This window comes from Pseudomonas cichorii (assembly GCF_015471405.1).
Lineage (GTDB): Bacteria > Pseudomonadota > Gammaproteobacteria > Pseudomonadales > Pseudomonadaceae > Aquipseudomonas > Aquipseudomonas serbiensis.
Genome location: NZ_BLVZ01000022.1, coordinates 33,671 through 55,852, shown reverse-complemented (window position 1 = coordinate 55,852; position 22,182 = coordinate 33,671). Strand labels below are relative to the sequence as shown.

18 protein-coding genes are annotated in these 22,182 nt (G+C 58.5%); 7 read left to right on the top strand and 11 right to left on the bottom strand.

Translation table 11 applies throughout. The features are described from left to right. The first annotated feature begins 46 nt into the window (after nucleotides 1-46). From nusA to JL015_RS26230, 7 genes are all read left to right on the top strand, one after another. Nucleotides 47-1,528, top strand: a complete 1,482-nt coding sequence (gene nusA, locus JL015_RS26260) for a transcription termination factor NusA (protein WP_201005510.1) — start codon at nucleotides 47-49, stop codon at nucleotides 1,526-1,528. A gap of 26 nt (nucleotides 1,529-1,554) precedes the next feature. Then, a complete protein-coding gene (infB, locus tag JL015_RS26255; RefSeq protein ID WP_201020540.1) occupies nucleotides 1,555-4,098 on the top strand; it encodes a translation initiation factor IF-2 in 2,544 nt (847 codons plus the stop codon). Nucleotides 4,099-4,258: 160 nt separating this feature from the next. Next, on the top strand, nucleotides 4,259-4,675 hold the full coding sequence (rbfA, locus tag JL015_RS26250) for a 30S ribosome-binding factor RbfA (protein ID WP_201005506.1): 417 nt from the start codon (nucleotides 4,259-4,261) through the stop codon (nucleotides 4,673-4,675). A 3-nt stretch (nucleotides 4,676-4,678) separates the two neighbouring features. Next, complete coding sequence (truB, locus tag JL015_RS26245; protein ID WP_201020539.1) at nucleotides 4,679-5,596, top strand: tRNA pseudouridine(55) synthase TruB; 918 nt, start codon at nucleotides 4,679-4,681, stop codon at nucleotides 5,594-5,596. 150 nt (nucleotides 5,597-5,746) lie between these two features. Beyond that, the gene (gene rpsO, locus JL015_RS26240; RefSeq protein ID WP_002555121.1) at nucleotides 5,747-6,016 is read left to right on the top strand and encodes a 30S ribosomal protein S15; all 270 of its coding nucleotides are present in this window, start codon (nucleotides 5,747-5,749) and stop codon (nucleotides 6,014-6,016) included. A 172-nt stretch (nucleotides 6,017-6,188) separates the two neighbouring features. Further along, the gene (pnp, locus tag JL015_RS26235; protein ID WP_201020538.1) at nucleotides 6,189-8,294 is read left to right on the top strand and encodes a polyribonucleotide nucleotidyltransferase; all 2,106 of its coding nucleotides are present in this window, start codon (nucleotides 6,189-6,191) and stop codon (nucleotides 8,292-8,294) included. Nucleotides 8,295-8,585: 291 nt separating this feature from the next. After that, complete coding sequence (locus JL015_RS26230) at nucleotides 8,586-8,936, top strand: BON domain-containing protein (RefSeq protein ID WP_201020537.1); 351 nt, start codon at nucleotides 8,586-8,588, stop codon at nucleotides 8,934-8,936. A 138-nt stretch (nucleotides 8,937-9,074) separates the two neighbouring features. Here the strand turns inward: JL015_RS26230 and JL015_RS26225 are convergent, their stop codons facing one another. The 11 genes from JL015_RS26225 to JL015_RS26175 all read right to left on the bottom strand — a co-directional run bounded on the left by JL015_RS26225 (nucleotide 9,075) and on the right by JL015_RS26175 (nucleotide 21,967). Beyond that, on the bottom strand, nucleotides 9,075-9,401 hold the full coding sequence (locus tag JL015_RS26225) for a DUF2845 domain-containing protein (RefSeq protein ID WP_201020536.1): 327 nt from the start codon (nucleotides 9,399-9,401) through the stop codon (nucleotides 9,075-9,077). Between the two features lie 5 nt (nucleotides 9,402-9,406). After that, a complete protein-coding gene (locus JL015_RS26220; protein ID WP_445177111.1) occupies nucleotides 9,407-12,415 on the bottom strand; it encodes a DUF748 domain-containing protein in 3,009 nt (1,002 codons plus the stop codon). Between the two features lie 60 nt (nucleotides 12,416-12,475). Beyond that, nucleotides 12,476-13,492, bottom strand: a complete 1,017-nt coding sequence (locus JL015_RS26215; protein WP_201020534.1) for a class I SAM-dependent rRNA methyltransferase — start codon at nucleotides 13,490-13,492, stop codon at nucleotides 12,476-12,478. Between the two features lie 109 nt (nucleotides 13,493-13,601). After that, a complete protein-coding gene (locus tag JL015_RS26210) occupies nucleotides 13,602-14,780 on the bottom strand; it encodes an acetyl-CoA C-acetyltransferase (protein ID WP_201020533.1) in 1,179 nt (392 codons plus the stop codon). Between the two features lie 114 nt (nucleotides 14,781-14,894). Continuing rightward, nucleotides 14,895-15,764 carry an oxygenase MpaB family protein gene (locus tag JL015_RS26205; protein WP_201005497.1) on the bottom strand — a complete coding sequence of 290 codons (870 nt, stop codon included), beginning with the start codon at nucleotides 15,762-15,764 and terminating at the stop codon, nucleotides 14,895-14,897. Between the two features lie 196 nt (nucleotides 15,765-15,960). Next, nucleotides 15,961-17,625, bottom strand: coding sequence for a glucose-6-phosphate isomerase (pgi, locus tag JL015_RS26200; RefSeq protein WP_201005496.1), 1,665 nt, complete (start codon nucleotides 17,623-17,625; stop codon nucleotides 15,961-15,963). Between the two features lie 188 nt (nucleotides 17,626-17,813). Next, entirely contained in the window at nucleotides 17,814-18,194 is a 381-nt protein-coding gene (panD, locus tag JL015_RS26195) for an aspartate 1-decarboxylase (RefSeq protein WP_201020532.1), read from the bottom strand. Between the two features lie 7 nt (nucleotides 18,195-18,201). Further along, a complete protein-coding gene (gene panC / locus JL015_RS26190; protein ID WP_201020531.1) occupies nucleotides 18,202-19,050 on the bottom strand; it encodes a pantoate--beta-alanine ligase in 849 nt (282 codons plus the stop codon). Next, nucleotides 19,047-19,847 carry a 3-methyl-2-oxobutanoate hydroxymethyltransferase gene (panB, locus tag JL015_RS26185; RefSeq protein ID WP_201020530.1) on the bottom strand — a complete coding sequence of 267 codons (801 nt, stop codon included), beginning with the start codon at nucleotides 19,845-19,847 and terminating at the stop codon, nucleotides 19,047-19,049. The genes panC and panB overlap by 4 nt, the downstream gene beginning before the upstream one ends. A 223-nt stretch (nucleotides 19,848-20,070) precedes the next feature. Further along, nucleotides 20,071-20,574 carry a 2-amino-4-hydroxy-6-hydroxymethyldihydropteridine diphosphokinase gene (gene folK / locus JL015_RS26180; protein ID WP_201020529.1) on the bottom strand — a complete coding sequence of 168 codons (504 nt, stop codon included), beginning with the start codon at nucleotides 20,572-20,574 and terminating at the stop codon, nucleotides 20,071-20,073. Then, the gene (locus JL015_RS26175) at nucleotides 20,567-21,967 is read right to left on the bottom strand and encodes a polynucleotide adenylyltransferase PcnB (protein ID WP_201020528.1); all 1,401 of its coding nucleotides are present in this window, start codon (nucleotides 21,965-21,967) and stop codon (nucleotides 20,567-20,569) included. The genes folK and JL015_RS26175 overlap by 8 nt, the downstream gene beginning before the upstream one ends. Nucleotides 21,968-22,182: the final 215 nt, after the last annotated feature.

Genomic DNA, 22,182 nt, shown 5'->3' with positions numbered 1-22,182 from the left:
CTGCGGATCCCGCGGATCCAATGGCTTGCGAAAGGCGAGGCGTACGATGAGCAAAGAAGTACTGCTGGTTGTTGAGTCGGTGTCCAATGAAAAGGGCGTTCCGGCAGGAGTGATTTTTGAAGCGTTGGAGCTGGCTCTTGCCACTGCTACCAAGAAGCGTTTCGAAGATGAAGTTGAGCTGCGTGTGGAAATCAACCGCCACACCGGGAACTACGAGACGTTCCGTCGCTGGACTGTGGTCGAAGACGAAGATCTGGACGATCCGGCCTACGAGTTGGCTGTAGACCAGGCCCAGGCTAAAAAGCCGGGTGCTGTCGCTGGCGATCTGATCGAAGAGAAGATCGAGTCCATCGAGTTCGGTCGTATTGCTGCGCAGACCGCCAAGCAAGTCATTGTGCAAAAGGTTCGTGAAGCCGAGCGTGCTCAGGTGGTCGATGCCTATCGCGAGCGTCTGGGCGAAATCATTTCCGGTACTGTTAAAAAGGTTACACGTGACAATGTCATCGTTGACCTGGGCAACAATGCCGAAGCATTGCTGGCTCGCGAAGACATCATCTCCCGGGAAACTTTCCGGGTAGGTGTGCGTCTGCGGGCTCTGCTGAAAGAAATCCGCACTGAAAACCGTGGCCCTCAGCTGATTCTGTCGCGTACTGCGCCAGAAATGCTGATCGAGCTTTTCCGTATCGAAGTACCGGAAATTGCCGAAGGTCTGATCGAGGTGATGGCTGCCTCCCGTGACCCGGGTTCTCGTGCAAAGATCGCTGTTCGCTCCAAGGACAAACGAATCGACCCGCAAGGCGCCTGCATCGGCATGCGCGGTTCGCGTGTTCAGGCCGTATCCGGCGAGTTGGGTGGCGAGCGTGTGGATATCGTGCTCTGGGACGATAACCCGGCGCAGTTCGTGATCAACGCAATGTCCCCTGCAGAAGTGGCGGCAATCATCGTCGATGAAGATGCCCATGCAATGGATATCGCTGTTGGTGCGGACAACCTGGCTCAGGCCATTGGTCGTGGCGGTCAGAACGTGCGTCTGGCGAGTCAGTTGACTGGCTGGACCCTGAACGTGATGACCGAATCGGACATCCAGGCCAAGCAGCAGGCAGAGACCGGTGACATTCTGCGCAACTTCATCGAAGAGCTGGAAGTCGACGAAGATCTGGCGCAGGTACTGGTTGATGAAGGCTTCACAAGCCTGGAAGAGATTGCCTACGTACCGCTGGAAGAAATGCTCAACATCGATGGCTTTGACGAAGAAACCGTCAACGAGCTTCGCGCTCGTGCCAAGGATCGCTTGTTGACTAAAGCCATCGCTACTGAGGAAAAGCTGGCAGACGCCCATCCGGCCGAAGACCTGCTCTCGCTTGAGGGTATGGACAAGGATTTGGCGATGGAACTGGCGGTGCGCGGCGTAATTACCCGCGAAGACCTGGCCGAGCAGTCTATAGATGACCTGCTCGACATCGACGGCATTGACGATGATCGTGCCGGCAAGTTGATCATGGCCGCCCGAGCCCATTGGTTCGAGTAACAGGCGCGGCCTGAGGAGAGAAGTGCATGACGCAAGTCACGGTGAAACAACTGGCCGATGAGGTCAAAACACCGGTAGAGCGCCTGCTGCAGCAGATGCGTGAGGCAGGTCTGCCGCACACCGCCGCCGAGGAACATGTGACCGACAGTGAAAAGCAATCGTTGCTGACTCACTTGAAAAGCAGCCACAAGGCTAAAGTGGAAGAGCCGCGCAAGATTACCTTGCAGCGCAAGACCACGAGCACCTTGCGCGTTGCTGGCAGCAAAAGCATCAGCGTTGAAGTGCGCAAGAAGAAAGTTTTCGTGCAACGCAGCCCGGAAGAAATCGAAGCCGAGCGCAAGCGTGAGCTGGACGAACGCCGTGCGGTAGAAAATGCCGCCCGTCAAAAGGCTGAAGAAGAAGCCAAGCGCCGCGCCGAAGAAGAAGCGCGTCGCCAGCCTGCTGCTCAACCGGTCGTTGCAGAAGCTGCTCCTGCGCCAGCCCCTGTGGCTGCTGCCGAGCCAGTACGTGAAGCGCCTGCTGCCCCTGCGGCACCTGCGCCAACATCCGCACCTGCTGCGCCTGTTGTCGAAGTTCGCAAGCGTGACGATCAGCGTCGTCCGGACAAGACCCGTGGCGATGATCGCAACTCTCGTGGCGGCGACGGCGAGCGCAAGAACGCCCCGCATCGTGCTTCGGTAAAAGAGAAGGCACCGGCTGTTCGCGTTGCTCCTCGTACTACCGACGAAGAAAGCGATGGTTTCCGTCGTGGTGGTCGTGGCAAGTCCAAGCTGAAGAAACGCAATGCCCACGGTTTCCAGAACCCTACCGGTCCGGTTATTCGTGACGTTGCCATCGGCGAGACGATCACTGTTGGCGAACTGTCGGCACAGATGTCCGTCAAGGCAGCTGAAGTCATCAAGTTCATGTTCAAGCTGGGCACTCCGGTGACCATCAACCAGGTACTGGATCAGGAAACTGCCCAGTTGATCGCCGAAGAGCTGGGCCACAAGGTCACGCTGGTCAGCGACAACGCCTTGGAAGACTCCCTGGCCGAATCGCTGAAATTCGTAGGTGAGACGTTCTCCCGTGCTCCGGTCGTGACCGTAATGGGCCACGTTGACCACGGTAAGACTTCCCTGCTCGACTATATCCGTCGTGCCAAGGTTGCTGCTGGCGAAGCCGGCGGTATCACCCAGCACATCGGTGCCTACCACGTTGAAACCGAACGCGGCATGGTCACCTTCCTCGACACCCCTGGTCACGCCGCGTTTACCGCAATGCGTGCCCGTGGTGCCAAGGCGACCGATATCGTCATCCTGGTTGTTGCAGCAGACGACGGCGTGATGCCGCAAACCATCGAAGCCGTTCAGCATGCCGTAGCTGCTGGCGTGCCGCTGGTTGTTGCAGTGAACAAGATCGACAAGCCGGGCGCTGACCTCGATCGCATCCGCAGCGAACTGTCGGTCCATGGCGTGACTTCCGAAGAGTGGGGCGGTGATACGCCTTTCGTTCCGGTTTCCGCGAAAATGGGTACCGGCGTCGACGAACTGCTCGAAGCGGTCCTGCTGCAGGCTGAAGTTCTGGAACTCAAGGCCACTCCATCGGCTCCTGGCCGTGGTGTTGTCGTTGAATCCCGTCTGGACAAAGGCCGGGGCCCGGTTGCGACCGTTCTGGTTCAGGACGGTACTCTGCGTCAGGGCGACATGGTTCTGGTCGGCTCGAACTTCGGTCGTATCCGCGCCATGCTCGACGAGAACGGCAAGCCTGTAAAAGAGGCTGGCCCGTCGATTCCGGTCGAGATCCTCGGTCTGGATGGCACGCCGGACGCTGGCGACGAGATGAGCGTACTGGCTGACGAGAAGAAGGCTCGTGAGGTCGCTCTGTTCCGTCAAGGCAAGTTCCGCGAAGTCAAACTGGCTCGCGCTCATGCCGGCAAGTTGGAAAACATCTTCGAGAACATGGGCCAGGAAGAGAAGAAGACGCTTAACATCGTCCTCAAATCCGACGTCCGTGGTTCGCTGGAAGCACTGCAGGGCGCCCTGGGCGGCCTGGGTAACGACGAAGTGCAAGTGCGTGTTGTCGGTGGCGGTGTCGGTGGTATCACCGAGAGCGACGCCAACCTGGCACTGGCCTCCAACGCTGTACTGTTCGGCTTCAACGTGCGTGCCGATGCCGGCGCTCGCAAGATCGTCGAGCAGGAAGGTCTGGATATGCGTTACTACAACGTGATCTACGACATCATCGAAGACGTCAAGAAAGCACTGACCGGTATGCTGGGCAGCGATGTTCGCGAGAACATCCTCGGTATCGCCGAAGTGCGTGACGTGTTCCGCTCGCCGAAGTTCGGCGCGATTGCAGGTTGTATGGTTATTGAAGGTGTCGTTCACCGTAACCGTCCAATCCGCGTTCTGCGCGACGACATCGTTATCTTTGAAGGCGAGCTGGAATCCCTGCGTCGCTTCAAGGACGATGCTTCTGAAGTTCGTGCCGGCATGGAATGCGGTATCGGCGTCAAGAGCTACAACGACGTCAAGGTCGGTGACAAGATCGAAGTCTTCGAGAAGGTCCAGGTTGCTCGCAGCCTTTAAGTCGCGAGCTGTAGGAGCCATGGCAGAACGAGGCATGCAAATGCCTCAGCTTCTGTCATGGGCTCTAAACGCAACGCCCGGTCTGGCAATTGTCAGGCCGGGCGTTTGCCGCTTTCAGACTGTCAGGGTTTGGTCCCGAGTCAGTAACAGGTAGCAAACCATGGCAAAAGAATATAGCCGTACCCAACGAATTGGCGATCAGATGCAGCGCGAACTGGCGCAGTTGATCCGCCGCGAAATCAAGGACCCACGTGTGGGTCTGGTCACCATCACTGCTGTCGATGTCAGTCGTGATGTCGGTCACGCCAAGATTTTCATGACCGTAATGGGCCAGGACAGCGCCGAGGAAATCGCGCAGAGCATCAAGGTGCTCAACTCCGCCGCAGGCTTTCTGCGCATGCAGCTGGCCCGTGAAATGAAACTGCGCAGCGTGCCGCAGTTGCACTTCCACTACGACGAAAGCGTGGCTCGTGGCGCACATCTCTCGGCATTGATCGAGCGTGCAGTGGCCGAAGACGGACAACATCAGGAAGGTTCCGCGCCACAAGGCGTGAAGCCGGACAGTACCGAGGAGTAAGGCGTGGCTCAGGTCAAGCGTATACGCCGAAACGTCAGCGGTATCATTCTGCTCGACAAGCCTCTGGGCTTTACTTCCAATGCGGCCCTGCAAAAGGTGCGCTGGTTGCTCAATGCCGAAAAGGCCGGGCATACCGGCAGCCTCGATCCTTTGGCGACAGGTGTGTTGCCGTTGTGCTTTGGTGAAGCCACCAAGTTCTCTCAGTACCTGCTCGATTCGGACAAGTCCTACGAGACGCTGATGCAACTGGGCAAGACCACCACCACGGCAGACTCTGAAGGCGAAGTGTTACAGACTCGCCCGGTGACCGTTGGTCGCGAAGATATCGAAGCGGTGTTGCCTGCTTTTCGCGGTCAAATCAGCCAGATACCTCCTATGTACTCGGCCCTCAAGCGTGATGGCCAGCCTCTTTACAAGCTGGCCCGTGCCGGGGAAGTAGTGGAGCGCGAGCCTCGTTCTGTTATTATTGCGCGCCTGGAATTGCTGGCTAGCGAGTCCGAGACTGCGCGTCTTTCGGTCGATTGCAGCAAAGGCACTTATATCCGGACTCTGGTCGAGGATATTGGTGAGAAACTGGGCTGTGGGGCCTATGTAGCCGAACTGCGTCGTACCCAGGCCGGGCCTTTCAACCTGAGCCAGACGGTCACGCTCGAAGAGCTTGAGCAGGTACACGCCGACGGTGGCAACGAAGCGGTCGACCGTTTTCTGATGCCATCGGACAGCGGTCTGCTACATTGGCCACTGCTGAAGTTTTCGGAACACAGTTCTTTCTACTGGCTGCATGGTCAGCCGGTAAGAGCACCGGATGCGCCGAAGTTCGGCATGGTTCGGGTGCAGGATCATGAAGGTCGCTTCATCGGTATCGGTGAAGTAAGCGAAGACGGGCGTATAGCGCCGCGTCGTCTGATTCGGTCAGAATGACCGGAACCAGGCTGGCTGCATGCAGGCAGCCTGGAACGAGGGTGGCTGTCAACAGGCACGGTCACATCTCATTTTTTAATACGGGGTTTGTCCCCGGCCTGTTGGAACCGTCTTCCCCGGAAGCGGCTCCTTTACTGAAGGATTGCCCACATGGCACTCAGCGTTGAAGAAAAAGCTCAGATCGTAACCGACTACCAGCAAGCTGTTGGTGACACTGGTTCGCCAGAAGTGCAAGTTGCACTGCTGACCGCCAACATCAACAAACTGCAAGGCCACTTCAAGGCCAACGGTAAGGACCACCACTCGCGTCGTGGTCTGATCCGTATGGTAAACCAGCGTCGCAAGCTGCTGGATTACCTGAAAGGTAAGGACGTTAGCCGTTACAGCGCCCTGATCGGTCGTCTGGGTCTGCGTCGCTAATAACGACGTTGCGAGAGGTTGGTTGTCTGTCACGATTCATCGGTATACCGATGGTTCTGGCAGGCTTCCAGCCTCTAGTTTTATCTGGACTGCCGAAGGGTCCGATTCCCCTCGCTGCCCAAGAATTCGCAAGAAACCAGTTCCCCAAGAGCCACAGAAAAGGTAGGAAACCGTGAACCCGGTAATCAAGAAATTTCAGTTCGGTCAATCGACCGTAACCCTGGAGACTGGCCGCATCGCCCGTCAGGCTTCCGGCGCAGTATTGGTCACCGTTGACGATGACGTCAGCGTATTGGTGACAGTGGTCGGCGCCAAGAACGCCGATGCAAGCAAAGGCTTCTTCCCGCTGTCCGTGCACTATCAGGAAAAAACCTACGCTGCCGGCAAGATCCCTGGTGGTTTCTTCAAGCGTGAAGGTCGTCCTTCCGAGAAAGAAACCCTGACTTCGCGTCTGATCGACCGTCCGATTCGTCCGTTGTTTCCAGAAGGCTTCATGAACGAAGTGCAGGTTGTCTGCACCGTGGTTTCCACCAGCAAGAAAACCGATCCGGACATCGCTGCGATGATCGGTACTTCGGCTGCCCTGGCCATCTCCGGCATTCCGTTCGACGGCCCTGTCGGCGCTGCCCGTGTTGCTTTCCACGAAAGCACCGGCTACCTGCTGAACCCGACTTACGAGCAACTGCAGGCTTCGAGCCTGGACATGGTTGTAGCCGGTACTTCCGAAGCCGTTCTGATGGTTGAGTCCGAAGCCCGTGAGCTGACCGAAGACCAGATGCTGGGTGCCGTTCTGTTCGCCCACGACGAATTCCAGGTCGTGATCAATGCCGTCAAGGAGCTGGCCGCCGAAGCCGCCAAGCCTGTCTGGGACTGGCAGCCAAAGCCTGAAGCCACTGACCTGCTGGGCGCGATCCGTTCCGAGTTCGGCGACGCGATCTCCCAGGCTTACACCATCACTGTCAAAGCCGACCGCTATGCGCGTCTGGGCGAGCTGCGTGACCAGGTCGTTGCCAAGCTGGCTGTTGAAGAAGGCAGCCCGTCTGCCGGTGAAGTCAAAGCCGCTTTCGGTGAAATCGAATACCGCACCGTGCGTGAGAACATCGTCAACGGCAAGCCTCGTATCGATGGCCGTGACACCCGCACCGTTCGCCCTCTGAACATCGAAGTGGGCGTTCTGCCGAAGACTCACGGTTCTGCACTGTTCACCCGTGGCGAAACCCAGGCTCTGGTTGTCGCTACTCTGGGTACTGCGCGTGACGCACAGCTGCTGGACACCCTCGAAGGCGAGAAGAAAGACCCCTTCATGCTGCACTACAACTTCCCTCCGTTCTCGGTAGGCGAGTGTGGCCGCATGGGTGGCGCTGGTCGTCGTGAAATCGGTCACGGCCGTCTGGCTCGTCGCAGCGTTCAGGCCATGCTGCCTGAGACTGACGTGTTCCCGTACACCATCCGTGTCGTATCGGAAATCACCGAGTCCAACGGTTCCAGCTCCATGGCTTCGGTCTGCGGTGCTTCCCTGGCTCTGATGGATGCCGGTGTGCCGATGAAAGCTCCTGTTGCCGGTATCGCCATGGGTCTGGTCAAGGAAGGCGAGAAATTCGCAGTTCTGACCGACATCCTGGGTGATGAAGATCACCTGGGCGACATGGACTTCAAGGTAGCCGGTACCTCCAAAGGTGTTACCGCGCTGCAGATGGACATCAAGATCAAAGGCATCACCGAAGAAATCATGGAGATCGCCCTGGGCCAGGCCCTGGAAGCTCGCCTGAACATCCTCGGCCAGATGAACCAGATCATTGGTCAGTCGCGTACCGAACTGTCGGCCAACGCTCCGACCATGATCGCGATGAAGATCGACACCGACAAGATCCGTGACGTCATCGGTAAAGGCGGCGCGACCATCCGTGCAATCTGTGAAGAGACCAAGGCTTCGATCGACATCGAAGACGACGGCTCGATCAAGATCTTCGGCGAAACCAAGGAAGCGGCTGAAGCAGCACGTCAGCGCGTTCTGGGTATCACCGCCGAGGCGGAAATCGGCAAGATCTACGTCGGTAAGGTTGAGCGTATCGTCGACTTCGGCGCATTCGTGAACATCCTGCCTGGCAAGGACGGTCTGGTTCACATCTCCATGCTGAGCGATGCTCGCGTAGAGAAAGTGACCGATATCCTGAAAGAAGGTCAGGAAGTTGAAGTTCTGGTACTGGACGTGGACAACCGCGGCCGTATCAAGCTGTCGATCAAAGACGTAGCCGCTGCAAAAGCGTCGGGCGTTTGATAGCTCGCTAGGCTTCGCCAAAGAAAGGATCCTTCGGGATCCTTTTTTTATGAGCGTAAATAACGGCTTACGCAAAGTCTCTCAAAACGCCCGACGGGAACATGCATCTTGCAAGTGAGGTTTTTGGTCGAACGGGCAATCTGCACGATCGTGCAAAATAGATAAAAATATAACTCATTGAATTTAAACGATTTTATTTCTTGTGGCAGATTGGCACACCCCTTGCGATATACCTGATAACCCTGCAGCCAACGATGTGCTGCAGTTTCTGAGAAAAACAGGAGTTATCGTATGAAGAAGTTCGCTATCGCTGCTGCCACTGCAACTGCCCTGACTCTGACCATGGCTAACGCTGCATTCGCTCAGACCAACACCCAGGCTCCAATGATGCTGGCTGCCGGTGAAGTGACTGAGGCCAAGGAAGCGACTACCGATACCTGGATCACCACCAAGGTCAAAGCTGACTTGCTGACTGAAAAAGGCATCCCAGGCTCGGACATCAAGGTTGAAACCAACAAAGGCGTGGTTTCCCTGTCCTCCACCGTCGCGGTGACTGAAGCCCAGAAGAAAACTGCTGTGGCTATCACCAAGAAAATCAAAGGCGTTCAGGCTGTTTCGGCCGATGGCCTGAAGGCTGAATAACCCTTTGAAATGAGCATCTGACGTCGAGCCGATGACCCCGCAGGTTGTCGGCTGACAGGAAGTTCATGCGAGAGGCTACAAGGATGTGGCCATTACAGGCCCCGGTGTTCGCACTGGGGCCTGTTCTATTTCTGCCGCTCAATGTCCGCGTTTGCTGTCGATCCTGACCAGACGACCACCCTCGAAGCGCAGGTATCGATACATCCCGTTATCGGGGCCGTAGACCCATTCCTCGACTCTCACTTCCTCGGACCTGCGGTAGTTGCTGCTGTAGGTTTCCTTGCTGCCCACAACTTCCTGGCTGACAGGTGTTCCGCACTTCTGCTGAACCTCGAAGATCCGGTCCCCCGTACTGATCAACTGGCTGCCGCAACGCAAGGTCGAAGCCTGTGCGCTTGTCGCCGCCAGCGCTCCAGAGAGCGCCAGCAGGATGAAGCCGGCAAGGCTGATCGGGGTTCTCTTCAAGTCGTTTACTCGCTGTCCAGATGAAGTGGGCTGATAACCCGGCCATCTGCTTGTGCCTGACCCAGGTGTGCATCGACGAAATAGATACGTTCGTCTTCCAGTTGCCCCTTCTGTACCAGATAGTCCTTGATACTGCCAGCCCGGTCCTGACCCAGTTCACGCAACAGGACCTCGTTGCCGCTCCAGAACTTGAGCACGGCGGCACGCATTCTGTTCAGGCGCTCTTCCTTGCCCAGGTCCGTCCACTCTGCCGGTGGCTGCTGCTTGAGGCGGGCGCGATAGATGCCTTCGAGCATCGGGCCTTTCTCGTCTTCAGGCACTTGCAACAAGGCGGCTCTGGCCGGGACCTTGTCACCACGGCGTTGCATGATCTTGTAGTAAGTGAACTGGTATTCACGCTCCAGGCGCTGCTGGGCGATCAGTGGGCCGTCGCTGCTGGCCGCGCTGGTGCCTTCGATCTCCAGGCGCAGGGCAGGGCGCTCCCTGAGTGCTGCTGCAAGTGTATCCAGAGCTTTTGTGGCGTCACTGCTCAACTCGCTGGAACCGGGCGCGAAACTCACATTGCCCAAATCTTCAGAGCCACCACCGCTGACCAGGCCGCCTAATAACTTGAAGGGCGCCTGGGCCGCGCGCAGCACAAGATTACGCAGGGTTTGCCAGACAATCGGCATGACGCTGAATTGCGGGTTGTTCAGGTCACCTTCGACCGGCAGCTCAAGTGCAATCCGGCCCTGAGTGTCCTTGAGCAAGGCGACCGCCAGACGAATCGGTAAGTCCACCGCGTCGGGGCTGTCGACTTTCTCGCCCAGTTGCAACTGCTCGACGAGCACCTTGTTTTCGGCCTTCAGCTTGCCCTGGGTGATCAGGTAATGCAGATCGAGATTAAGGCGGCCCTTGCGGATTCGGAACCCGGCGAACTTCCCGGAGTAGGGCGTCAGTGTGGTCAGCTCTACACGCTTGAAGCTGGTGGCGATATCGAGGCTGGCCATCGGATCGAACGGGTTGAGGCTGCCCTTGATGGTGACCGGGGCATAACGGTCCACCTTGCCCTCGACATTGACCGGTGCCGGTTTGGCCTGACGGTTATCGATGGTGCCAATACGGCCATTGAGCTGCTGCACGGCGGTGATGAAGTTGGGTGTCAGGGTAAAGTCGGCGAAGTTGGCCGAACCGTCCTTGATGTTGACCTCGCCGATATGAATACCCAGCGGTTTTTCATTGCCAGCTGTTTTGGGCGAGTCTTTGGCAGGCTGCTTGTCGGCAGGCTGGGGAATAAGCAGGTCGTCGATATTGGTGGTCCGGTCGTCATTGATCATGAAGCGTGCATAAGGCTGCTCCAGATTGACCTGGGTAATCGACAGGTTGTCGCCATGTTGATAGTTCAGGCCTTCAACCTCCAGGCGCTGCCACTTCATGAAGTCGCGCTGCTTGAGGGTGTCGAGCGTGTGCAGTTGATTGACCTGAGCCTTGCCGGTAACCCCCAGCGCCAGAGGCTCGGTACTTTTCAGGTCGAGCGCAATATCGCTGTCCAGCATCCCGCTGCGCATTTCCAGGCGAATGAACGGGCTGATATAGGCTTGAGCGAGACGCAGGTCGATGTCCCGTGTCGTGACCTTCAGGCGTGCGCTGACCGGGCTGAGATTGACGTCGCCCGCTGCTGTCAGCTTGCCTTGCTTGCCTAGCCCGGTATCGAGTTTGAGGGTAAAGGGCGATTTGTTCAGGCTGTCGAAGTTCTGCAGGTCCAGATTCAAGGGGCCGACGTCCAGTGCAACCGCTTCTGCAGGCACTCGGTCAGCCAGATGAACCTGATAGTCGCGCAGTTGCACGTCTCGTAGCAGCACCTGCCAGGGTTTCGCCGGAGGCGCGGGGCGAGCGGCAGTCTGGGGTTGGGCATCGGCGGAAGAGGCAGGCTCGGCAGCCTTGGCATCGATTTCCGGTTTTTTCGGTGCTGGTTTTGCCGGTTGGCTGGCAAACAGCTTCTGCCAGTCCAGTTGGCCATCCGCTTCACGGGCCGCCCAGGTTTCCAGCTTGTTGCTGCGGATCTTGCCGACAGTGACAAGCTGCTTGGCCAGATCCACCGAAGTCTCGCTGACCTCCAGACGCTGCAGGCGTACCAGTGGCCTCCCGTCAGGCGCATCGAGCGAGAACGGCGCGATGCTGGCCGCTGCGTTGCTGAGCTTGAGTTCGGTTTCCTTGCTCAGGTCGAGCGTGTAGGCGGTACTGAAGTTCAGTACACCGTCTTTCAATACGAGTGGCAGGGCATCGCGAACATACGGCCACCAGAGTTTCATCTTGCTGTCGGTGACTTTGAGCGTGCCCTCGGAGGTGATCGGCACGAGGCTGATGCGCCCCACCCAGTCGATCTGGCCGCCATCGGGGCCAGCGGCGACCAGTGTCATGTCTGCGTTGTCTTCAGGGAGCGTGCTGAGGTTCTTCAACTCCAGGTTCAGCTTGTCGTAAAGGAACTCAATGGGCTCGCCGGGGCGCATGTCCTGAAAGTGTACATAGCCGTCGGCCAGCTTTATTTCATCGATACGCAGCGGGAAGGGTTTGCTTGCGGGCTCATCCTTGGCGGGTTCACTGGGCGGCAGCTTGAACAGTTGCGCCAGATTCAGCTGGCCGGCCTTGTCGAACAGCAGCTCGGTTCTCGGAGTGCTCAGCTCTACCTTTTGCAGATGCAGCGCACCGCTCCAGAGGCTGTCGATCTGCAGGTTGGCATACAGCTTCTCGAAGGCAATCTGCTCTTTGCCTGGAATGCCGATGTTCAGGCCCCAGAGAGTCAGTTCAAGGCTGTAGGGATTGAGTTCCAGGCGTTCGAGCTTTGCCGGAACGGTGGAGTAGTTGCTCAACTGCTGGTTGGCGATACGCAGGGCAATGCCGGGCAGAATGAAAAAGCCCAGCAGGCTGTAAAGCACGAATACAGCCAGCAAAGTGCCAAGAGTACGTTTCAATCCTTTGGACATGTGGGGCTTTGTCTCTTTCTTTCGGAGCTCCTTGGAGTATGGCACGCCCATTGGGTTCAAAAGGCAAAGCCTCCCAGCGTCGTAGGAAATTTCCTTTAATACGAGGCGATATCAGAACTGCAGAATCAGCGTTTTGAGCGGAGGCTGATTGTCCTGTGAAGGGAAGTCTGCGGCAGGCTGAATGACCTGACAGTCACGTACCGGTCGGCCAGCTTTGGTTGCGCAACGCAGAACCTGCTCTCGCCAATCGTCCATGCTGACTTTTGCCAGGTTGTTGCAGCAGATCAGTACACCGTCTTCGGCAGTGCTCAGGAGTGCCGGTTTGAGCAGGCTCTGGTAGTCACGCAGGAGGTCGACCGTGCCGAAGGCGCTTTTCGCCCAGGCTGGCGGGTCGAGCAGCACCAGATCGTACTGACGTTGTTCAAGTCTTGTGTAGGCTGGAAGTTTTTGCCCGCGACGCGAACTGACCGGCAAGCCTGCCAGTTGCCGAATGGCCGGGAAATAATCCGACTGGATGAATTGCATCGGCGGCAAGTGCGGGTTGAGGGCTCCGTTTTCACGGCCCACGGCCAGATTGCTCTCGGCAAAGTCCAGATTGCAGACTTCACTCGCGCCACCGGCAGCAGCGCTCAAGCCGACGCCGCAGGTGTAGGAAAACAGGTTCAATACACTTTTGCCCTTGCTGTGCGCCTTGACCCAGCCGCGTGTATTGCGCAGGTCGAGAAACAGCAGCGGGTCCTGCCCGGTATGACGGCCGCGCACCCGATATTTCAGGCCCCACTCGTGACCGATCAGGTCCTCCAGAGCGGCCTCTTGAGGCTTGTAGACCGGGTCCTGGCGGTCGATGCGCGAGTTGCCCTGCGAGCGGTCGTTATAAACCAGCAAGGTTTCCAGGCCCAACCGGGCATTGACCTGTGCGTGCAGCCCAAGCAACGAGTCCAGATCCAGCGTGTTATGAAAGCTTTGTACCAGCAGTTGCGGGCCATAGCGGTCGATGGTCAAGCCGCTGGCACCTTCCTGGCTGCCGTGAAACAGGCGATAGCAGTCCGTCCCTTGCTGATGTAGCTCGGCCAGCAGGTTTTGACGGTTATCGAGGGCGACGCTGAGCGCCTGATTCAAGGAAGACATGCAGAGCGCCTTGGGCTGGAATTAGGCGCGGGAGTTTACCAGTTACAGGGCGAGGAGAGATTGCCGATCGCTCCCACAGGCATGAGAGCGATCGGCCAGACACCATAAATCAGCGAGCCAGCGCCAGTGCGACACCCTGACCGCCGCCAATGCAGAGCGTAGCCAGCCCTTTTTTGGCGTCGCGCCTGATCATTTCATGCAACAGCGTCACCAGCACGCGGCAGCCAGATGCGCCGATGGGATGACCCAGGGCGATGGCGCCGCCATTGACGTTGACCTTGTTCAGATCCAGGCCCAGTTCCTTGGCAACCGATAGCGACTGCGCGGCAAACGCTTCGTTGGCTTCTATCAGGTCCAGCTCTTCCAGTGCCCAGCCGGCCTTGTCCAGACAGCGGCGTGTCGCGCTGACCGGGCCGATGCCCATGATGGCCGGGTCTACGCCAGCATTGGCATAGCCGGCTATGCGCGCCAGCACCGGCAACCCCAGTTGTTCGGCTTTGGCGGCGCTCATCAGCATCACGGCCGCTGCTCCATCATTGATGGACGAGGCATTGCCAGCGGTGACTGTGCCGTCTTTCTTGAAGGCGGCCTTGAGCTTGCCCAGGGATTCGGCGGTGGTGCCGGCGCGTGGCTGTTCATCGGTATCGAAGTGCAGTGGGTCGCCTTTGCGCTGCGGAATCAGGATCGGGGTGATTTCATCCACGAAACGCCCGGCTTCGATGGCCGCGACCGCGTGCTGTTGCGAAGTGGCCGCGAATTCATCCTGGGCCTGGCGGCTGATTTCGTATTTGTCGGCGAGGTTTTCGGCCGTGATCCCCATATGGTAATCGTTGAAGGCGTCCCACAGGCCGTCGCTGATCATGGTGTCCACCAGAGAAGCGTGGCCCATGCGCAGACCGGTGCGTGCGCCGGGCATCACGTAATTGGCCAGGCTCATGTTCTCCTGGCCACCGGCAATGATGATTTCGGCATCACCACAACGAATCGCCTGGGTTGCCAGATGCAGAGCCTTGAGGCCGGAGCCGCAGACCTTGTTCAGGGTCATGGCAGGCACGGCAAACGGCAGCCCGGCCTTGATCGCAGCCTGACGTGCAGGGTTCTGGCCTGCACCAGCGGTCAGCACCTGGCCCATGATGACTTCATCGATCTGCCCGCCATCCACACCGGTCCGGGTCAGGAGTTGGCGAATAACCGCAGCGCCCAGTTCCACAGCGGGCACGCTGGCCAGTGAGCCCTGAAAGCTGCCCACGGCAGTCCGGGTGGCGGCAACGATAACGACGTCTTGCATGGTGCTGATCCTCATTGTTATTGGGGCTGAGCCGGGTAGCGGCTCTGTGTGATCAATCGGCTCATGTTGGCACATCTGCAAACCGGGGTTCCAACCGAGAACCCGGCGGTCACCTTATCCAGGCGCCATTCTTCGCTGTGCCCGATGAATGGAGCCGTTGCGCACGGCCCAGCGCAGTATCGGGGCGCTGCCATTGACTCCAGCTCGAATCATCTTGCGCCGCAGAGGGCCTTGCTCGACATCGAGCATCTCGCAGGCCCAGAGTGGAAGCAGGTCGATCCCGGCCTGCATCATCAGGGCGCCGAACGGTTTGACCAGCCAGTTGGGGGCCGGCTCGTTGAGCAACAGGCGTATCACCTCGCGGCTGCGCTCGTCGCACAGCAGTTGCCCGCGTATGTTCTCCAGATAGCTGGCAATTTCCTGGCGTGAGCCGGGTACATCACGTGCGCCCAGGCGTTCGGCGATAAGGGCTGTTTCAGCGTAGTAGGTGTCTTGATCGGCCAGTGACAACTCAGGGTTGAGATAGCGCAGATGTGCCGCGAGAAAGCTGCTGACTTCCGCTACATGCACCCAGGTCAGCAGCTCGGGATCGCTGGCGGCGTAAGGCCGGCCATCGGGCGCGGTTCCGGTGATCTGTAGATGGATGGTGCGCACCTTTTCGATCAGCCAGTTCGCATCGTGGGTGGCGCCAAAGGTTGTGCCAGCCAGGAACTGTCCGGTGCGACGCAGCCGGCCCAGCATGTCCTGTCGGAAGTTGGAGTGATCCCAGATACCGGACAATGCCAGGGGATGAAGCGCCTGCAACATCAAGGCGCTGATGCCGCCGATCAGCATGCTGGTGAAGTCGCCATGCACGCGCCAGCAAATGGCCTGCGGGCCGAACAGACCGGGATCGCCCTTGGGATTTTCCAGATCCAGTTGGCCCAATGACAATCCGGTCAGGCTTATGACCTGAGTTTCGATACGACGACGAATGAATTCCATGTGCTCTCGTTTTGAAACAACGGGCAGCTTCTACAGAGAGTAGGAGCCTTGTCGCCTGCAAGCTGCCTCCTACAAGTTTTGTATCGGCATTACAGAGCAGGAGCGAATTCATTCGCGAGAGGCCGTCACATCCGACAGATATTTGTCGTGTTCAATACCGTCATCGCAAATGAATCTGCCCCTGTTTCGACCTCGATCAGCCGCGATGACGCCCGCGGAAGTAGTTGATCAGGCCTTGAGTCGAAGCATCTTCGGCAGGGTCTTCGATACCGCCGGTCAGGCGCTGATAAACGCCTTTGCCCAGCTCTTTACCCAGCTCGACGCCCCACTGGTCGAAGGCGTTGATGCCCCAGATCACGCTCTGCACGAAGACCTTGTGTTCATACATGGCCACCAGCGCACCCAGACGGCGTGGGCTGATGCGTTCAACCACCAGCGTGTTGCTCGGGCGGTTGCCCGGAATGACCTTGTGCGGCGCAATCTGCTGCACCTGATCTTCCGGCAGGCCTTTTTCACGCAGCTCGGCTTCGGCTTCGGCGCGGGTCTTGCCCAGCATCAGTGCCTGGCTTTGCGACAGGCAGTTGGCGTACAGCCACTGGTGATGGTCGGAAACCGGGTTGAAGCTGACGATCGGCACGATGAAGTCAGCCGGAATCAGTTGGGTGCCTTGGTGCAGCAACTGGTGGTAAGCGTGCTGACCATTGCAGCCGACGCCACCCCAGATGACCGGGCCGGTATCGGTGGAAACCGGAGTACCGTCCTGGCGCACGCTCTTGCCGTTGGATTCCATGTCCAGCTGTTGCAAGTGCTTGGTGATGTTGCGCAGGTAGTGGTCGTAAGGCAGGATCGCGTGGCTCTGCGAGCCCCAGAAATTGCCATACCAGACGCCCAGCAGTGCCAGCAGAACCGGCATGTTCTTTTCAAAAGGCGCGCTCTGGAAGTGCTGGTCCATGGTGTAGGCACCGGACAGCAATTCCTTGAAGTTGGACATGCCGATGGCCAGCGCGATAGGCAGGCCGATGGCCGACCACAGCGAGTAACGTCCGCCAACCCAGTCCCACATCGGGAAGATGTTCTCTTCACGAATACCGAAGGCCACCGCCGCAGCGTTGTTGCTCGATACCGCGATGAAGTGGCGATACAGCTCGGCCTCGGAGCCCCCTTGAGCCAGATACCAGGCGCGTGCTGCCTGAGCGTTCTTCAGGGTTTCCAGCGTATTGAAGGATTTCGACGACACGATAAACAGCGTGGTTTCGGCGCGAATCTTCATCGACAGTTCGTGGAATTCACTGCCGTCGATATTGGCCAGGTAATGGCAGCGCACGCCTTTGTGGGCGTACGACAAGAGTGCTTCGGAGACCAGCTCCGGGCCGAGGAACGAGCCACCGATACCGATGTTCACCACGTCGGTGATGGGTTTCTCGGTGTAGCCGCGCCAGAGGCCATCGTGAATGCGCCCGACCAGTTCGGTGATCTGGTTGAGGACTTTGTGGACTTCCGGCATCACGTTGACGCCGTTGACCAGCAACTTGTCGCCAACCGGGCGGCGCAGCGCGGTATGCAGGGCCGGACGACCTTCTGAAGAGTTGACCAGTTCGCCGTCGTACTGCGCTTTGATAGCTTCTTTCAGGCCGACTTCATTGGCCAGATTGACCAGCAAATCCTGGGTTTCGCCGGTAATCAGGTTTTTCGAGTAGTCGAGAAACAGGCCGCAACTGCTGAGGGTGAATTGGCTGAAGCGTTGCGGATCTGCATTGAACGCATCGCGCATGCTGAAATCCTGCATGGCTTGGCGGTGTTGACTCAGCGCTTGCCAGGCGGGCAGAGCGGTCACATCAGAAGGATTGCGGTAGTACGCCATCGCTGCGGGTTTCCTTTAACTTGAACTGCCTTGGAGGTTGAAAAGCCAGGTCGCAAACTCGAATGCTCGGCAACGTAACGGAGACTACCCTCCGCATGCCTGTTTGTCTGCGCTCTGTCTTACCTGAGCCCGGTACTATTTCACACATGTCAGTGACCGGGCTTTTAGCTATTCGGTGTATGGATTGCTTAAGCAACCTGTACCGGTATGGCATTACTTGTATGGCTAAGTTCATTGCCCGGCGCCATATAGAGCATGCGCGGCTTGAAATTGACCAGCTCGGCGTCGGAGTACTGAGCATAGGCGCAGATGATCACACGGTCGCCGACCTTTGCCTTGTGGGCCGCTGCGCCATTGACCGAAATCATGCGCGAACCTTCTTCACCACGGATGGCGTAGGTGGTAAAACGCTCGCCATTGTCGATGTTGTAGATCTGGATCTGTTCGTACTCGCGAATGCCGGACAGGTCCAGCCACTCGCCATCGATGGCGCATGAGCCTTCGTAGTCGAGCACGGCGTGGGTGACTTCTGCGCGGTGCAGTTTGGCTTTGAGCATCACGGTTTGCATCTTGTTGTTATTCCTTGGTCAGGTGCAGATTGTCGATCAAGCGGGTCTTGCCCAGAAAGGCTGCAGCCAGAATGACCAGGTCCCGGTCTTGTCCGGTCGCAGGACGCAGGCTGGTGGCTTCGCGCACTTCCAGATAGTCGATACGGAAACCTTCGGTTTCCAGCGTCCTTTTGCCGATGTCGATCAGGGCATTGATGTCTTCGTTGTTGCGAATGCCGTCGGCTACCGTACTGAGCACGCGATACAGCGCAGGCGCTTTGGCGCGTTGCTCTTCGCTCAGATAACCGTTACGCGATGACAGGGCCAGGCCATCGCTGGCGCGCACGGTCGGCTCGCCAATGATCTGGATCGGCATGTTCAGATCCCGGACCAGGGCACGAATCACAGCCAGTTGCTGGAAGTCTTTTTCGCCAAACACGGCCAGATCGGGCTGCACCATGTTGAACAGCTTGCTGACGACGGTGGCGACACCATCGAAATGGCCTGGACGGCTTGCACCGCACAGCCCTTCGGAAAGGTGCGGGACGCTGACCAGCGTCTGATCAGCCATGCCGTGCGGGTACATTTCTTCGACGCTGGGCGTGAACAGCAGGTTGCAACCTGCTTCCAGAAGTTTTTCCTGATCGGCAGCCAGAGTGCGCGGGTAACTCGCCAGGTCTTCGTTGGGGCCGAACTGCAACGGGTTGACGAAGATGGTGGCTACCACGAAGTCTGCACGCTGGGATGCACGAGTGACCAGTGCCGTATGCCCGCTGTGCAGGTTGCCCATCGTGGGCGTCAAGCCGATCCGTTTACCTTCGCTGCGGGCGCGAGCAACGGCTGCGCGCAGTTCCAGTACGGTTTTTACTGTGTTCATGCCGAGAATCCGTGTTCAGTTGCCGGGAAGCTGACGTTTTTCACTGCGATGACGTAGGCCTGGATAGCGGACTGGATATCCGGCTGGCCGACCATGAAGTTCTTGACGAATTTCGGGACGCGACCGCTGATCGACAGGCCGAGCATGTCATGCAGCACCAGCACCTGGCCGTCGGTGGAGCTGCCAGCGCCTATGCCGATGACCGGGACTTTAACGGCCTGGGTGATTTCCTCGGCCAGTTCGCTCGGTACGCATTCCAGCAGGATCATGGCCGCACCGGCCTGCTCCAGAGTAATTGCGTCAGCGCGCATCTGGCGTGCCTGGGCTTCCAGGCGGCCCTGAACCTTGTAACCGCCCAGCACGTTCACAGCCTGCGGTGTCAGGCCCATGTGGGCACATACCGGAATCCCGCGTTCGGCGAGCAGGCGTATCGATTCGGCCAGCCACGCGGCACCTTCGACCTTGACCATGTGTGCGCCAGCCTGCATGAGTGCCGCGCTGTTGCTGAAGGTCTGCTCAAGGGTGGCGTTGGCCATGAACGGCAGGTCGGCGAGAATCAGCGCGCCCTGATTGCCGCGTTTGACGCAGGCAACGTGATAAGCCATTTCGGCAGTGGTAACAGGCAAGGTGCTGTCATGCCCTTGCAGGACCATGCCCAGCGAGTCGCCAACCAGCAACACTTCGACACCTGCCTGGCTGGCGGTGTGGGCGAAGGTCGCGTCGTAGCAGGTCAGCATGGTGATTTTTTCACCTTTCTGCTTGAGTGCCAGCAGCGACGTAACAGTTATATCAGGCATTTAAAGTCTCCATCAGGCGCTATGCACACTGCGGCGATTCATCTTGGAAAAGCAGGCACACCGTCGTGTCGCGGTGTTTCGCAAAGGCCTGTTTCACGCCCGTTCACCCTTGGGTTGGCGGCGGGAGGCCTATCTTCGTGAGGAGGGGGCATGAAGTCAATTGCAGGTGTTACCCGTTTTCATCATCGGTTACAGATGCGGCGTAACGGGTGACACAACAGCGTTACGCCTGAGCGGACAAACGCTCCAGACCCGCGAATGGACAGTCGGCCAATAACTGGCTCAGGGCGCGTCCGTCTGCCAGATGCAGTCGGGGGGCGAGTTCTGCCAAAGGGTAGAGCACGAAGGGCCGGGCGTGCATGTGATAGTGCGGCACTTTCAGGCGTGGCTCGTCGATAAGTCGCTCGCCGAACAGCAGGATATCCAGGTCCAGCGTGCGTGGCCCCCAGCGTTCATGGCGTTCGCGGCCTTGATCCAGCTCGATGCCTTGCAATGCATCGAGCAGCTCAAGCGGTGCCAGTGATGTATCCAGCGCTGCTACCGCATTGGTATAGCGGGGCTGGCCGGGCAGCAGGGAGTCGCTGACGTAAAAGGACGAGACGCCTGCCAGTTGGCTCTGTGGCAGTTGCGCTATTGCATCGAGGGCATGACGCAATTGCTCGGCCGGGTCAGCAAGATTGCTGCCCAGGCCGATATAGACACGTTCGAGGGTCGACTGCTTACTCACCCGACGCCTCGGCGTCTGAGCGCTTGCGTTTGGCGCCGCTGCTGCGACGACGCTTGCGTGGACCGGTGCCGGCCGCTTCAGGCTTGTTGCTCAGGTCACGAATCATGTCGCGGCGTTCGCTGTCGTTGCTGTCCTGATAATCGGTCCACCACTCGCCCAGGCCGTCGGTCTGCTCGCCAGCGGTTTCGCGCAGCAGCAGGAAGTCGTAACCGGCACGGAAGCGCGGGTTGTCGAGCAGCAGGTCGGCGCGCTTGCCGGAGCGGCGCGGCAGACGTTCCTGCATGTCCCAGATCTCGCGGATCGGCATGGTGAAACGCTTGGGGATCGCGATGCGCTGGCATTGCTCGATGATCAGCTCGTGGGCGGCTTCCTGCATGGCAGCAATCGGCGGCATGCCGCGCTCTTGCAGGCGCAGTACCTTGGCTGGCAGTGCCGGCCAGAGCAGGGCAGCGAACAGGAATGCCGGAGTGACCGGCTTGTTCTGCTTGATGCGCAGGTCGGTGTTGATCAAGGCCTGGCTGATCAGGGTATGGGTGTAGGTCGGGTTGTATTCCAGGGCCTTGGAGCTGGCCGGGAACAGTGGCTCGAACAGCTCCAGGTCCACCAGCATTTCAAAGGTGGGCTCGGCGTGGCCGGACAGGAACAGCTTGAGCACTTCTTCAAACAGACGGGCCGACGGGATATCACGCAGCATCGGGGCCAGCGGGCGAATCGGCAGGGTGCTGTGTTTTTCGATGCCGAAATCCAGCTTGGCCGCGAAGCGCACGGCCCGCAGCATGCGTACCGGGTCTTCCTTGTAGCGTTGCTCCGGGTCGCCAATCAGGCGGATCAGGCGGTTGCGAATATCGTGTACGCCGTTGGCGTAATCGAGAACCCGCTCGCTGACCGGATCGTAATACAGCGCGTTGATTGTGAAGTCACGGCGCTGGGCGTCTTCTTCCAGCGTGCCATAGACGTTGTCACGCAGGATGCGGCCGCTTTCATTGCGCGAGGACTGGTTGCTGTCCTCTTCGTCCTCATCCTGAGGATGATTGGCACGAAAGGTCGCGACTTCGATGATTTCCCGGCCAAAATGGATATGGACCAGCTTGAAGCGGCGGCCGATGATCCGGGCGTTACGGAATTCTGCACGTACCTGCTCGGGAGTGGCGCTGGTCGCCACGTCGAAGTCCTTTGGCTCGATATTGAGCATCAGGTCGCGTACACAACCGCCGACCAGATAGGCCTGGTAGCCAGCGTTTTGCAGGCGTTCGACGATATTGACGGCATGACGGCTGAACTGGCTGCGTTGCAGCGAGTGCTGGCTGCTATTGAGCACTTCAGGCGTGGTGCGCGTGTGTTGCTGCGGTTTACGCAGTGGGGAACGGAATGACTGGAACAGCTTCTTCAGCATGGGATGCACTGTTTGAAGGAATATTCGGCCAAAATGAAGAATGGCCGCACGATGGGCGGGGATTCTAGCATTTAGTCGGGGGATGGTGTAGGACGCTGCGCATCGGCATCAAGAGGAAGGGATGTAAAAGCTCTGGAAGCTACTGGGGGAGCCGAAGCTCCCCCAAAGTGCGTGCTCTTTATTTTTATTGTCTTTTTGGGCTTCTTGTTTTTGTT